The organism is Marinomonas sp. MED121 (assembly GCF_000153025.1).
In the GTDB taxonomy this organism is placed as follows: domain Bacteria; phylum Pseudomonadota; class Gammaproteobacteria; order Pseudomonadales; family Marinomonadaceae; genus Marinomonas.
Window position 1 is genome coordinate 484,702 of record NZ_CH672429.1, and the last position, 14,748, is coordinate 499,449.

Annotated in this window: 12 protein-coding genes; 10 read left to right on the forward strand and 2 right to left on the reverse strand. The window is 40.4% G+C overall.

Features of this window, described 5'->3' with window-relative positions; genetic code table 11:
- Nucleotides 1–12 precede the first annotated feature (12 nt).
- The 3 genes from MED121_RS02225 (at nucleotide 13) to MED121_RS02235 (ending at nucleotide 2,950) form a co-directional block, all read left to right on the forward strand.
- On the forward strand, nucleotides 13–591 hold the full coding sequence (locus tag MED121_RS02225; protein ID WP_009831962.1) for a thymidine kinase: 579 nt from the start codon (nucleotides 13–15) through the stop codon (nucleotides 589–591).
- A 2-nt stretch (nucleotides 592–593) separates the two neighbouring features.
- A complete protein-coding gene (locus MED121_RS02230; RefSeq protein WP_009831963.1) occupies nucleotides 594–1,496 on the forward strand; it encodes a recombination-associated protein RdgC in 903 nt (300 codons plus the stop codon).
- Between the two features lie 230 nt (nucleotides 1,497–1,726).
- On the forward strand, nucleotides 1,727–2,950 hold the full coding sequence (locus MED121_RS02235; RefSeq protein ID WP_009831964.1) for a cation diffusion facilitator family transporter: 1,224 nt from the start codon (nucleotides 1,727–1,729) through the stop codon (nucleotides 2,948–2,950).
- Nucleotides 2,951–2,995: 45 nt separating this feature from the next.
- On the opposite strand, the gene MED121_RS02240 is transcribed toward MED121_RS02235, so the two are convergent.
- Complete coding sequence (locus MED121_RS02240; RefSeq protein WP_009831965.1) at nucleotides 2,996–4,357, reverse strand: DNA recombination protein RmuC; 1,362 nt, start codon at nucleotides 4,355–4,357, stop codon at nucleotides 2,996–2,998.
- A gap of 55 nt (nucleotides 4,358–4,412) precedes the next feature.
- On the opposite strand from MED121_RS02240, the gene MED121_RS02245 reads away from it, so the two are divergent.
- The 4 genes from MED121_RS02245 (at nucleotide 4,413) to MED121_RS02260 (ending at nucleotide 10,340) form a co-directional block, all read left to right on the forward strand.
- Nucleotides 4,413–5,027, forward strand: a complete 615-nt coding sequence (locus tag MED121_RS02245; RefSeq protein WP_009831966.1) for a YigZ family protein — start codon at nucleotides 4,413–4,415, stop codon at nucleotides 5,025–5,027.
- A 5-nt stretch (nucleotides 5,028–5,032) separates the two neighbouring features.
- Nucleotides 5,033–7,852, forward strand: coding sequence for an RNA polymerase-associated protein RapA (rapA, locus tag MED121_RS02250; RefSeq protein ID WP_009831967.1), 2,820 nt, complete (start codon nucleotides 5,033–5,035; stop codon nucleotides 7,850–7,852).
- A 3-nt stretch (nucleotides 7,853–7,855) separates the two neighbouring features.
- A complete protein-coding gene (locus tag MED121_RS02255) occupies nucleotides 7,856–8,494 on the forward strand; it encodes an RluA family pseudouridine synthase (RefSeq protein WP_009831968.1) in 639 nt (212 codons plus the stop codon).
- Between the two features lie 613 nt (nucleotides 8,495–9,107).
- Nucleotides 9,108–10,340, forward strand: coding sequence for a hypothetical protein (locus tag MED121_RS02260; RefSeq protein ID WP_009831970.1), 1,233 nt, complete (start codon nucleotides 9,108–9,110; stop codon nucleotides 10,338–10,340).
- Between the two features lie 65 nt (nucleotides 10,341–10,405).
- On the opposite strand, the gene MED121_RS02265 is transcribed toward MED121_RS02260, so the two are convergent.
- Nucleotides 10,406–11,509 carry an HD domain-containing phosphohydrolase gene (locus MED121_RS02265; protein ID WP_009831971.1) on the reverse strand — a complete coding sequence of 368 codons (1,104 nt, stop codon included), beginning with the start codon at nucleotides 11,507–11,509 and terminating at the stop codon, nucleotides 10,406–10,408.
- A 322-nt stretch (nucleotides 11,510–11,831) separates the two neighbouring features.
- Between MED121_RS02265 and miaB the strand changes: the two genes are divergently transcribed.
- The 3 genes from miaB to ybeY are packed head-to-tail and all read left to right on the forward strand — an operon-like array spanning nucleotide 11,832 to nucleotide 14,741.
- Nucleotides 11,832–13,187 carry a tRNA (N6-isopentenyl adenosine(37)-C2)-methylthiotransferase MiaB gene (gene miaB / locus MED121_RS02270; RefSeq protein WP_036178545.1) on the forward strand — a complete coding sequence of 452 codons (1,356 nt, stop codon included), beginning with the start codon at nucleotides 11,832–11,834 and terminating at the stop codon, nucleotides 13,185–13,187.
- Nucleotides 13,188–13,220: 33 nt separating this feature from the next.
- Nucleotides 13,221–14,276 carry a PhoH family protein gene (locus MED121_RS02275; protein WP_009831973.1) on the forward strand — a complete coding sequence of 352 codons (1,056 nt, stop codon included), beginning with the start codon at nucleotides 13,221–13,223 and terminating at the stop codon, nucleotides 14,274–14,276.
- Nucleotides 14,277–14,741, forward strand: a complete 465-nt coding sequence (ybeY, locus tag MED121_RS02280) for an rRNA maturation RNase YbeY (RefSeq protein ID WP_009831974.1) — start codon at nucleotides 14,277–14,279, stop codon at nucleotides 14,739–14,741.
- Nucleotides 14,742–14,748 lie beyond the last annotated feature (7 nt).

The following is a 14,748-nucleotide window of genomic DNA, read 5'->3' on the forward strand; positions in this document are numbered from 1 at the left end:
ATATATAAACCTATGGCAAAATTGTATTTTTATTATTCGGCCATGAATGCCGGAAAGTCGACCGTTTTATTGCAGTCTGCACACAATTATAAAGAAAGAGGTATGACACCTTTATTATTTACTGCGGCGATTGATAATAGAATGGCCACAGGAAAAATTGCATCACGTATTGGTATTGCAGCAGACGCTCAAGTTTTCCTGCCTGATTCAAATTTATTTTTAGAAATTAAAGATGCCACTAAGTCATCAAAAATTGATTGTATTCTGATCGATGAAGCTCAATTTTTAACCGAAGAGCAGGTATATGGGCTATCAGAAGTTGTCGATAAACTTAACATCCCTGTGCTGGCATTTGGCATAAGAACAGATTTTAAAGGGCAGCTCTTTGAAGGCAGTAAAGCATTGCTTGCTTGGTCCGATAAACTAATTGAACTAAAAACCGTTTGTCACTGTGGTCAAAAAGCCACCATGGTAATTAGAATAGATGGTGAAGGTAACCCATTACGCGAGGGTGAGCAGGTCGAAATTGGTGGCAACAGCCGCTATGTATCCGTTTGCCGAAAACACTTTAAAGAGGCTGTTGTAGATTAATTATGTGGTTTAAAAACGTACAATTTTTTCAGTTAACAGATACCGATGCCATTGATACTAATGAACTCATCGATAAGTTAGCGGACTTTCCGCTTAAAGAGTGCGGTAGCCAAGAGGAATATTCATTTGGTTGGATGCCGTTAATTCGAAATAGCGAACAATGGTATCTGGCGAGTAACAAGTGTGTATTAATCCGTGCAGGTAAAGAAGAGAAGGTATTACCCTCTTCTGTTGTACGTGAAGAATTAGAAATCAAAATATCTGAAATCGAGCTGATAGAAGGCCGCAAAGTTGGTCGCAAAGAAAAAGCAGATATTAAAGATGAGTTAGTTTTCACGCTTCGCCCTAAAGCCTTTTCAAAACGATCCGACATTTGGGCTTACTTGGATATGGAGGCAAAACTATTAGTGATAAACAGTACTAACGCCTCTATGACAGAGTTATTGTTTAAGCAATTGCAAACGACCCTAGGCAGTTTCCCGATGGCACCATTAATGCCGCAAGAGTCACCCAGTGGTCTGATGAGTAATTGGCTATTAAAGAATGAACTCCCTGCCAGTTTAAACACAGGTGAAGAATGTGAAATACAAGACGGCTCTGAAGAAAAAGCAAGCATTCGATTTAAAGCACTAGAGCCACTCTCTGAAGATGTTACCCGTCATATCGAGCAAGGTATGAGAGTGAAAAGCTTGGCCCTTAAATGGACAGAGAAGCTAAACTTTGTACTACATGAAGACTTATCCCTGCGTAAAATCAAATTTGACGACACTATCAAAGAGAAAGCCTTTAATGATTCTCAAGGTGGCGGCCTATCAGATTTAGACGCTAATTTTGCCTTAATGTCATTAGAGTTACGTGAGTTCTACGACTCTTATAAATTATGGTTTGATATCCAAGACAAATAAATCTGTTTGTAAAAGTTGGGTTATAACCCCTATAACTCAACTTTTAAGTTATTTTTCAGATGCTTACTAAATTTACACATAAGCTATCTTTTTCCACAGATTAGGTGGATAAGTTGGGGAGAGATTCAGGCAGGCTAGATTTGCTCTAGCATGACACTTGATGCAAGTGTTTTGTTAAACTTTTTTAAATATTTTTTTCACCCCTTTAGCTTATAAATAATTCAAATCTGATGAACAAAATAGAAACGGAACAAGAGGTTGCACAAAAAGTAACACTGATTGGCAGTGCGTTAGATGCGGTCCTAGGTGTACTGAAAATAATAGCAGCCAATTTATCAGGCTCTCAAGCCCTTATGGCGGACGGCATCCATAGCCTCTCAGATTTATTCACAGATGTATTAGTACTCATCAGTTTCAAAATTTCTCGTCAATCTCCCGATAAAAACCATCAATTTGGTCACCTTAGATTTGAATCGCTTGGCAACTTGATTCTTGGATTCATATTACTTCTAGTCGCCATTGGCATAGGTTTGGACGCCATTCTTAGAAGCAGTCAGAGCCATCTTACCTGGCTTGGCGTTGGCAGCCTTCTTATCACGATCATTTGCAAAGAAGTTATTTTTTTCTATACCAAAAAAGCAGGGGATAAAATTAATAGCCAACTATTAATTACCAACGCTTGGCATAGCCGCACCGACTCACTTTCTTCCCTCATTGTGTTAATCAGTATGTTGGGAATGTATTTTGGTTACGCTTGGCTAGATAAAGTAGCAGCCATTATTGTCGCCCTTTTAATTGCTAAAATTGCGCTCAGCACCATTTGGAAAACCCTTGCTGAGCTTATCGATACAGCGCCAAGCAAAGACACCATGAAAAATATTATAAGTTGCGCTAAGAGTATTGAATCACAAGCGATACCAAGCAAAATCAGAGCAAGAACCATGGCGGGGAAGGTGTATTTAGATATGCGTTTACGTGTAGATAAACGCATTAGTGCAAGCGAAGGGCATTTTTTAGGGGAAAAGGTCGCAAGTAAAATCAAACAGCACAACCCCATGGTAGAAGATATTCTAATTCATATTGATTTAAACGGTTTTGATCGTGATGAGCCTGAGCTAGAAATCCCAACCGATAGCAGCGATAAAGTTAAAAGCCATAGTGAAGAAACTAAAGATAAGATTGCAAAATTACCCGATCGTAATCAAATACAAGCGGACTTAGGCTTTTTATTAAGATCACACAAACATTATCTTGATTTAGCCAATATCAAATTAGATTACCTAGATACGGGCCTTGATATTACCTTGATTGCTTATGCTGCCTCGCTTAATGAAGGGCAAAACATTCAAAAATGCTGTGCCGCCATTGAGATGGACAGTCAGTCTGTTCGTTATGCAAACTCCATTAAGTTACTTTGGGATATGCAAGCAGCAATACCCATATCTAAACAATAGTAGCCAATAGCAGCCAATAGTTTTGTTGGTATTTTTTATTCGCTTTTAATCTGGCTTAACCTCATCCAAGGCTAAGCTAGGTTGAGATGACTCTAAATGTGATGCGGGCAATTGCTTACTGGCTTTAGCCCCCATGACTTTTAGCTGCTCCGCTCGACTGACTAGATTTCCCCTACCCGTATTTAATTTATTCATCGCTGTATCATAGCCACGCTGAGCCATACCTAAGCGGGATCCCACTTCATCCATATCAGCAACAAAACCGACAAACTTGTCATACATGGCGCCAGCTTGCCTGGCAATTTCAACCGCATTTTGGCTTTGCTTTTCATTACGCCAAATATTTTGAATGGTTCTTAAGGTCGCCAATAAATTAGAAGGCCCAACGACAATGATGTTTTTATCAAATGCATCGCTAAAGACATTCGCCTCAGCTTGAATAGCCAATAAATACGCAGCTTCAATAGGAATAAAGAGAAGCACAAAGTCCAAACTAGTAATACCGGGTAAAGTTTCATAGGCTTTACCGCTTAAATCTTTAATATGACGTTTAATGGCCTCTAAATGTTGTTTTAATGCTTTTTGCTTTGCTTCCTCTGAATCCGCTTCCACATAAGCGAGATAACTCACCAACACCATTTTTGAGTCTATGATGACCTGCTTACCTTCGGGTAAATTAACAATCACATCAGGTTGAAAGCGACGACCTGTTTCTGTGGTAGCTGATACCTGTACTTGGTATTCTCGGCCTTTTTCTAAACCAGAACGTTCTAAAATACGCTCTAAGATCACCTCTCCCCAGCCACCTTGTATTTTATTTTGTCCTTTGAGGGCTTGCGTTAAACCCGCTGCATCATCACTAATCCGCTGATTCAGCTGCTGAAGGTTTTGAATCTCTTTGACAAGGGAAAAGCGTTCTTTTGCTTCTGTTTGGTAGCTAAGCTCAACCTTCTCTTGAAAATGCTTAATCTGATTGCCAAGAGGATTTAATAATGAGCCTAATTGTTTTTCATTTTCAGACACCAGATGCTTTTGCTGCTGTTGCATAATGTCCTGAGCGAGTTGCTTAAATTCCACTTGCATTTGCATTTTTTGAGAAGCAAACATGGCTTCTTTTTCTTGCCATACGGTTTGAGCGGCAGCAAATTGTTGCTCTAAAATAATGGCTTCTTTTTCCATACTATGAATCAGTTCTGATTGATGTCTGAGTTTTTGCTCCAATTCACCCTTAATCAGCTGAATTTGCTTTAAATCTTGTTCACTTTTTTCTTGCCCATGCTGCCACTTACGACGCATTGAATGTACAATAGCAACAAACAGCACTATGCAAAGAATGACACCAACAGAGAAGCCTGTCAGCGCCACTAAAAAAGGCCCTAGTTCAGCACTCACTTGACTACTATTCATTTACTTGCCACCTGCTAAAATCATTTATAAATCAATACTTAATATTCAAGTGTACATGGATTATTTCTTAAGCCCAACTGAGTCTCAGCGTTTTGACCTGATTATCAAAAAAAGTCAATTCATCACCCAGGTTTGCCAAACCAAAGGGAGAGCAGAGGCAAAAGAATTTATACAGCAAGTAAGAGATCAGTTTCCTGATGCAAACCATCATTGCTGGGCTTTTGTAGCAGGGCATCCAAGTAATGTGCATTTGTGGGATCAAAGTGATGATGGAGAGCCCAAAGGCACGGCAGGAAAGCCTATGTTAAATGTGTTACAGCACTCAGATTTTGGCGAAACCTGTGTTGTCGTTACCCGTTACTTTGGCGGTATTAAACTCGGTGCAGGCGGATTGGTTCGCGCTTATAGCCAAGCAGTCCAAGAAGCGCTTAGCCAAACACAAAGCAAGCAAGTTTTCCCCAGAAATAATATACAGCTCAAAATATCCTACGCTTTATTAGGCAAGGTTGAATATTGGTTAGAGCAAAGTGATATCGAAGTGAATAATAAACATTTCGATAGCGATATCATTTTTGATCTAGCTGTCATACCTAACTCTTGGATAGAACAAAAAGCGGCCTTGACTAACTTATGTCAGGGCAGCCTTACCCTCAAAAATGTGGATGAATAACGAATATGTACCAAACTGGACAAAGATGGAGTAGCCGTAACGAACCTGATTTAGGTGTCGGCATGATAGTAGAATTAGAAGCTAAGTCTTTCACTGTGCATTTTGCAGAATCAGAAATGGACCGCCATTACTCCGTATCACAAACCAGCTTAGTAAGACGCACTCTGACAGAAGGTGACGAACTTTACTTTCAAGATCAGGCCTTCGTTATCGAAGAAGTACGTGAAATTGACGGCTTAGTTGAATATTTTATTGGTGATGATTGGATTGAAGAATCCATCATTCAATTTCCTCGTAACGATAAAAATGAAATTGATGCACTTTTATCTTTGTCGCCTGCAAAACGTATGTGGTTTGATTTGCGCCATCAGACACTTAACCACCAATCTAAATTAGCCACCTCTGATGTGAGAGGTTTAATGGGCTTAAAGGCAGAGCTCCTGCCACACCAAATTTATCTTGCCCATGATATTGCTAACCGCCCTAAAGCTCGCGCACTTTTATGTGATGAAGTGGGTATGGGTAAAACATTAGAAGCGGGACTAATTCTTCACCACAGAATGCTAAATGGTTTATGTAAGCGCGCTCTTATTCTGACGCCAACTAATTTACAGCACCAATGGCTAGTGGAAATGCTACGCCGTTTTCATCAGCATTTTTCATTAATTAATGAAGCGGCTTATGAAGAGAATTGGGATGAAGAGGCTAACCTCTTTGAAGAACAACCGCTTGTCATTGCACCAATTGACTGGGTTGCAGGTAACTCAAAAGCCGCTCAACAAATGCTTAGTGCAGAATGGGATATGGTGATCATAGATGAAGCTCACCACCTAAGCTGGAGCCCTGAAGCACCAAGCAATGGCTATCAAATTGCCGCCGCATTAGCGGCTAAATCAGAATCACTACTTTTATTGAGTGCAACACCTGAACAGACGGGGGAAATGGAGCATTTCTCTCGTTTACAACTCATAGATCCAGACAGTTACCACAGCTTTGATCAATACCAAGAGCAACAATCTGACTTTAAACAAGCAGCATTATTAGCAGAACAACTACTGCCATTAAGCCAAGGTAAAGCGCCTGAAACTGCCCCAGATTGGGAAAAGTGGTTCGCACCTTATTTAAGCGAAGTGAGTTCAAAAGAATGGTATCAGGTATTAACTCAGCAAGCAGGCGACGCTTTTGCTATGGCAATACAAGATGCCATAAGCTGGCTTATTGATAGGCATGGTACGGGGCGCGAAGTTTTCCGTAATACCCGTGCTGCGATTGGTGGTTTTCCAACACGTATCTTGACCAGCTATCCTCTTGAATCTCACCCTAATCATACGTTTAGCAAAGACTCTGTCTTCCCTCAAAACAGTTTAGAGCAAGCTAAATGGGGCGAAGATCCGCGCTGGGAATGGTTAAAAGAATTCTTAGAATGCCAAGCAGATAAAGTTCTTATAATTTGTCATAACTCAGATATGGCTCAATGGTTGAGTGAGCAGCTTACCTTTGCTGGCTTTCAAAGCGCTGATTTTCATGAACAAATGTCTCTTATCCATAGGGACAGAGCAGCAGCGTATTTTGCTGACCCTGAAGGGGCACAAATTTTAGTATGCTCAGAAATCGGCAGTGAAGGCAGAAACTTTCAGTTTAGCCACAACCTAGTCATGTATGATTTACCCGAACACCCTGACTTACTGGAACAGCGTATTGGCCGTCTAGACCGTTTAGGTCAAACCCAAGATGTAAAAATCCACGTTCCTTTCATTGAAGGCACGGTACAGGCAAGGCTATTCCAATGGTATCACCAAGCACTTAACGCGTTTTGCCATACCACACCTTGTGGCGACAAGGTAAATAATACCTTTAAAGAGAGTCTAAACAGCTTCTTACAGGGCAATGATGACGACATTACTTTAATTGAGGAAGCAAAAGCCTATCACAAAGCGCTTTTAATACAGCTTGAGCAAGGCCGTAATCGCCTTTTAGAAATGACCTCTTGTCGTCCAGAAAAAGCAAAAGCTTTAATTGAAGAGATTGAAGAAAATGCATCAGCTGGGCTAAACGAATATATCGAAAAAGTCACCCATGCTTTTAACATTCATACTGATCGCATTGAAAAAGAAGGCGACGACAGTGAATGGTTTATTCGACCTTCCACCGACATGATGTTAGAAGCATTGCCAGGAATTGAAGAAGAAGGTAAGACCCTAGTGCTTAACCGTCGCAAAGCAAGCCAACGTGAAGATGTTGCTTTTGCTACTTGGGAGCACCCTTTAATCTCCATGTTAATGGATGAAGTTCAAACCTTTGATTCAAGCCGTTTAACTGCCTCTACTATGCCAATTGCAGCACTTCCTGAAGGCACGGTATTGGTAGAAAGTCTGTTTGTTATTGAAGCCAGTGCTCATCCAAGGCTTAAATTAAGCCAGTCATTACCTATGACACCTATTTGGCAATTATCTGATGCTAACGGTAAGTTTCTGCATAGTCAGTTCACCCCTGAAAAGTGGGCAGATCGCTTAGAAAGTGTCCCTAACCGTGTTGCTGAGCAATGGGTGGCTGCCCTTAGAAAAGACCTGATTGAGTTATTACAAAACCACCAGTTAAATGCCTACGAACAAGCCCGTCCTATTATTGCCCAAGCTAAACAGCAATATCAGAGAAAGTGGCAAGGTGAAATAGACAGACTTATTGAGCTTCAAAAGCAAAACAGGCTAATAAAGAATGAAGATGTTGAACAACTAGAAAACAACTTACAAGATGGCATTTCTCGAATTGATGATTGCCAGATTAGGTTAGACGCTATTCGTATCATCTTGACCACCAAACCTTAATTTATGCCAACCCCTTTGTCGCTAGAGATCTTGTATGAAGATGAATGGTTCGCGGTTATTAATAAACCCGCGAACTTTTTATCCGTGCCAGGTCGTGGCCCCGAAAAACAAGACAGTGTTACCCATAGAGCTCAATGCTTATTTGGTGAAGCCCATGCGGTGCATCGTCTTGATTTCGCCACCTCTGGTTTGATATTAGTCGCTAAAACCCTTGAAAGTCATAAGCGTTTATCTGAACATTTTCGTGAAAGACGAGTGCAGAAAGAGTATCGCGCTATTTTAAGAGGCAAGGTGCTTGCTCAAGAAGGCGTGGTTAATAAGCCTTTAATTTGTGACTGGCCTAATCGTCCTAGACAAATCGTCCACAGAGAGTGGGGAAAAGCGGCAACCACCCATTGGAAAAAATTAAAAACACCACCTGGCAGCATTCATAGCCATGTGGCACTTTTTCCTATTACTGGCCGCTCTCACCAATTAAGAGTCCATATGCAAAGTATGTCTCACCCCATTTTAGGTGATGAGTTTTATGATGCTTTATCTAGTCCCGCGGATGAGCGCCTGCATTTACATGCCTATCGGCTTGAGTTCAATCATCCATTTACAACAGCTTGGCTAAAATTTATTGCTGTTTGCCCCTTTTAAGCAAGAACAAAGCTTATTCTGCTGTTTAGCTTCCTTAAATACACCTAGCAACTTTTCCTTGAACTTTTAACATGTCGTCACAAATTCAAGTGACCCCCATATCAATGAAGCAAACTAATCACTAGGGAAACTGCGATTAAGTCACCTCTTCTCAGTCTTATCAGAAAAAGAGTCAAACAAGGCGTCACTTTGAAGTAATGTAGGTACCTTTCAAGAAGGGACAACGAAGAGTGACATTTTTTCTGAAAGACCCGAAGGGCGTGGTCTAATAGCCCTATCTTTAGGTTGAGGACCTTATCAATAGAATAACTATTAAGTTGCGCCCCTCGCCATAAATCTAGAGGCTTTTATCCACACGCTGAGGCGGGAGGACTTATTCTCAGCTTCCCTAGCTAATGTAACGAATTGAAAACACATCGAAATAGCCTTAACAGGCCCCTTCACCTTCTGCATAAAAGCTTATACCTTTAAAGTAAGGATAAAAAATGAGTCCACTATTTTTTGACATACCCATCACAATCAATAAAAACGACGTTAGCATTTTTAATCTTGTAAGTAGAATGATAACGTTAGCTTAATCAACCAAATAATTTGTCTTTATTAGGGATATAACATGAACAGAATTCAAAAATGTGCCTTGGTTCTTATCACAGGCACCACCCTTGTTGCTTGCGGTAGTTCAAGTACAAAGCCAGCCGAAGTTGCTGGCAGCATCTCTCCTGTCGATGAGAGTGTTCAAGCTGAAACAGTCTATCAGGCAGCAAAAAGTGATTATGAATTGTGGCTTAAAAACCTAAAAGATGTAGAACCTCTGGCCCTCTATTCCAAAAGTATTTACAAGGATACTTTGAGCGCTTGGGAAGATGCGGTTGATGTTTATGGGGATTTTTCAGAAGACCCTGCAAAAGCAATTAAAGATTTTTCAATTTTCTCATCAGGCACCTATGCTGATGAGTTTAATGAAAAGCTGGCTATTGTAAAAACTAAGTATGCCAAGTTATTAGAATTAAAAGAAAAAGCAGATACGGTTTTAGCTGACGCCATTGATCAAATGGCCTATCTAGAGAGCATAGAGGCGGATAAGTATTTCAAGCAAAACTACACAAGCGTGAAATCTGACTATGAAGATTTATTTGAGTATGTCGCGGACAATGACATAGGTGATGCTCAAAACAAGCAGGTAGAATTTTTAAATGATGCAAAAGCCCTAGAAGTTAAAGTCATACTCAAAGTCAATATTGAACCCCTTGAGCTTGAAATCGCACAACTTAAAAAAGGCGGCATTGCCACCTTAGCCCCCATTAGTTACAACAAAGCAAAAGCTGAATTAGTACTGGCTACCAGTGAAGTAGAAAATAACGCAAGAAACCAAGCCCTGATCAAAACAATGACTGAAAAGGTGAAATTTGAGATAAACCACACCACTCAAGTCGCCAGTGAAGTGAAGCAACTAAGAGCGACATCTAATCTTAAATTTGAAGCGGTTGCATTAGAAATTGAAAACCGTTTACTCAGTATTTCTAAGGCGATTAATGATTCAGACTTTAGAGATAAGCCACCTCGTGTTCAAACCGAAATGATTGTTGAATTAATTGAGGCACTAAATAACGCAGACACTGAGTCTCAATTGAAAAATGAAATCGCAAAACTTTCAGCCCAGCTTGAAGCCAACAAAACTAAGCTCACTCAAGAGCAATCAGCTTTGGCAGAATCAAATAAACAACAGACTGTACTAAGGGAAAGAATTGAATCACTACAACAACAATTGACGTTAAAACAGTCTTTGGTAGATAAATTAACAAAAGATCTCGTCGAGCAAGAAGCGGAGCCGAATGAGTCTCTTTAATTAATAACCTATTTAGGTAAATGACAACTTAAGCTCAGCTTTTGGTCATACATTAGCTGAGCTTTTTATTTGTTTTTAGCCACTAAGACTTTTCGAATAGCTTGATTAAATGCATCAATCAGGTGAGGAGGGAACTGTTTACCACTTTCAAAGTTAACCGTTTGCACTGCCTTCATTGCACTACGTTTATAATCCCCTGCGGATGCCCCCCAAACGGTATCAATAAACTTGACCGCCATTGACAGTACGAAGGCCCCAGCGGGAATGAGAGATCCAACTAATTCTTCAGGAAAACCTGTCCCGTCAAAACGCTCTTCATGGGCTTTAACCATTTCAACGGCCTCCTCCCAGCCAGGATGTTTACTCAATAATTTAGCCCCGACGATAGGATGATTTCTTTCTGCAATTAGCCTTGCCTCTTCATCATCTTGCGCTTTTAAAACGAGCGCCCTTCCCATTCCATGCATATAGGCGGCAGCGCTGAGTTGCGCTTTATCGACAGGCTTATGTAATCCATGATTAATCAGTAAACATAACTTTAAAATACGTTCCCCCCGTTCAGGAGAATAGCCTAGTAAACGATTGAGCTTGGCAGAAAGCGCTCTAAATTGTTCAATATCTTGACTTTGCGCTTCAGAAAATTCAGCCTTAATTAACAGGTCGTCGCTTTCACTTTCCGTTTCTATTTCATCTGTTTTTGAATGTTCGACAAGGGAAAGGATATCTTCTGCTTTATCGCCCCTTAAGGCATCATCTTCTAACGCATAAAGATCAGTTAAGTTAACTCTTAACATCTCTAACATTTCATCTTCAGCAATATGTGATGTGAATAATTGCTTTAAAATCTCACCCACTTCTTCCAACACGACATTAGTTAACTCGCCTAATGATGTCCGATATTCAATATAGCGACCACGCATACCATCAACAATTTCTTCGAGTTTATGTAAAACATCCACCAAGGGATCTAAAAAACAAACAGAGCAATTTCCTTTCATACTATGTAAGGAGCGAAAAAGTGTATCAAGCTTCTCAAATTCAAACCCTTCATCTTCAATGCTATTAATAATCTCTTCGATTTCTAACTGGGCTTCTTGATAACACTCCAAAAGGTCATTTTTAAGCTCTTGCTCTAAAGAGGAGAACTCTTTACAAACAAATTGTCCCATACAAGCTCCCTCATAGAATACAAACCAAGGAGTTATCTCGCATTACTCCTAATATCTTTAATCAAGATTAGAACTTAACAGCCAGCTTTGCCGCTTTTTCCTACGAACTAAGACATAAACAAACATAAGCTTTCTAACCGTAATATTTTTTTACTTAGCCTAGGCGAATCTTTCTTTTTAAAGGCTAGAGACAAAGTGCTGACTTAATAAAAATGCACTGATTAGAATTCAAGTCTAGGTTTCTCATGCAAAGCTCCATATAATGTCGTCCAAGTCTAACTGACACCTTTTTAAGATTAATTGCACGGTTCTTAACAACACAATGGCAAAAAAACTTTTCATCCAGACCCATGGATGCCAAATGAATGAATATGATTCATCTCGCATGGCTGATTTACTTGGCGATAGTCACGAAATGGAGCTTACCGATAACGCGGAAGAAGCAGATGTATTGCTTTTAAATACCTGTTCTATCCGAGAGAAAGCACAAGATAAGGTTTATCACCAATTAGGTCGCTGGAAAAAGCTAAAAGATAAGAACCCAGATTTAAAAATTGGTGTGGGTGGCTGTGTTGCCAGCCAAGAAGGTGACTCTATTCGTAAGAGAGCCAAACATGTTGATATGATTTTTGGCCCTCAAACATTACATAAGCTTCCTGAAATGGTCGATGCTGCTGCCAATTCAATTCCAATCACGGATGTTACCTTCCCTGAGATTGAAAAGTTTGACCACTTACCAGCACCGAAAGTAGAAGGCGCAGAAGCGTTCGTCTCTATCATGGAAGGTTGTAGTAAATACTGTACTTTCTGTGTCGTGCCTTATACTCGTGGAGAAGAAGTCAGCCGACCTTTTACTGATATTCTCGTGGAAGTCATGCAACTTGCAGAACAAGGTGTGCGTGAAATCCATTTATTAGGTCAAAACGTCAACGCCTATCGAGGCGTTGACAATGAAGGCACAGAATCAGATTTAGCCGATGTGATTAGTGCTATTGCTCAAATTGATGGGGTTGAACGTATCAGATTCACCACCTCTCATCCGGTTGAGTTCACTGATAGTTTGATTGAAGCCTTCAGAAATATTCCGAAACTGGTTAGCCATCTTCATCTCCCAGTACAAAGTGGCGCGGATAATATTCTTAAAGCCATGAAACGTGGCCATGATAGACAATCTTATATTGATAAAATCAACCGTATTAAAGAAGCACGTCCTGGTATTAGCCTTTCTTCAGATTTCATTATCGGATTTCCGGGTGAAACTGACCAAGACTTCATGGATACCATGAACTTGATTCAAGAAATTGGTTTCGACCACTCCTTTAGCTTCATTTATAGCCAGCGCCCAGGCACACCGGCCTCTGATTTAGAAGATAATATTTCTGAGGACGTTAAAAAGCAGCGTTTAGCTATTTTACAACGTCGCATTAAGCAACATGCTTATGACTATAGCCAGGCAATGATAGGGTCAACACAACGCATATTGGTTAGCGGCTACTCTCCAAGAGACCCAGGTCAAATGCAAGGTAGAACTGAAAATAATCGTATCGTAAACTTCTCTGCGGTTGAGCCTCAATTAGTGGGTAAGTTTGCAGATGTCATTATCACCAATGCTTATCCAAATTCTTTATTAGGTGAGATGATCAGCTCTGAACTAGAATTAGAGTTTAAACTTAATTAAATTCTTTCACTCAATTTTGCTTTAAGGTAACCCTTGGAAACACTCACAACCTTACATACTAGACTGCAGCCAGCTCAGGCTGCAGCACTTGCCAATTTATGTGGCCAATTAGACAGTAATCTGAAGCTAATTGAAGAGAGACTTGATGTTGAGATTCGTTATCGTGGCGAACTTTTCACCATCAGCGGCTCAGATCAAAAAGCCCTATCAAGCTGTAAAACCTTGCTAGAAAACTTGTATCGCGAAGCACTGGTCGAGGCTGATTTAAGCCCGCAAATGATACATTTATTTTTACAAGAATCAGCCGTTGAGGCCCTGTCTTCAAAAGAATCAACACCTGCCTTTCAAACAATCAAAACACGAAAGCTTCATGTCAAAGCAAAAGGCCGAAATCAACAAGGGTACGTTAAGCAAATCCGCCAAAATGATATCAACTTTGGTATTGGACCTGCGGGTACAGGTAAAACCTACCTTGCTGTTGCCTGTGCTGTTGAAGCATTAGAAAGCGATAGAGTTGAGCGCATAATGCTGGTGCGACCGGCAGTTGAAGCCGGCGAGAAACTCGGTTTCTTGCCAGGTGATCTAACTCAAAAAATAGACCCATATTTACGCCCTCTCTATGACGCCCTATATGAGATGTTAGGTTTTGAACTGGTTGATAAACTGATCGAAAAAAATGTCATTGAAATTGCCCCTCTTGCCTTCATGCGTGGTCGTACTCTTAATAATGCCTTCATTATTCTGGATGAGTCACAAAACACAACGCGTGAACAAATGAAGATGTTCTTGACTCGTATTGGATTTGGTTCGACGGCTGTGATTACCGGTGATAGAACCCAAATCGACCTACCAAGAGGCACCTCCTCTGGCCTTGCCCATGCCATGCATGTACTTGATGGTGTGAAAGGGATTAGCATGACCCAATTTAGTTCTATTGATGTGGTAAGACACCCTCTAGTTCAGCGTATTGTTGAAGCTTACGATGCTTTTGATGAAGAGCAAGAAATTGAAAAAGCAGAAAAAAAAGCCGCAAACATCAAAGCGCAACAAGAGAAATTAGAACAACTTAATGCAGGTGATAATTCATAAATGGACAATCTAGATCTTGATTTGCAACTCGCTAGCCAGGACACAAAAGGCCTACCGAGTGAAGCAGATTTTATGCAATGGATTCAACCTGCCCTACCTCAAAATGATACCTGTTTTGAATTAACAGTTCGTATTGTTGACGAAGAAGAAAGCCAAAATTTAAACCATCAATACCGAGGCAAGGACAAATCGACCAATGTTCTCTCCTTTCCTTTTGAGGTACCAGATGGCATAGAATTACCTTTATTAGGTGACTTGGTTATTTGCCGTCAGGTGGTCGAAAAAGAGGCGGTAGAACAAAATAAAAAACTATTTCATCACTGGGCTCATATGGTTATTCATGGGACCTTGCATTTGCGTGGATTTGACCATATAAAGGAAGATGATGCGCAAGAAATGGAAAGCTTAGAAATAAGCATACTCGGGCAATTGGATATTCCTAACCCCTATCTGATAAATGAGTGAGATCAGA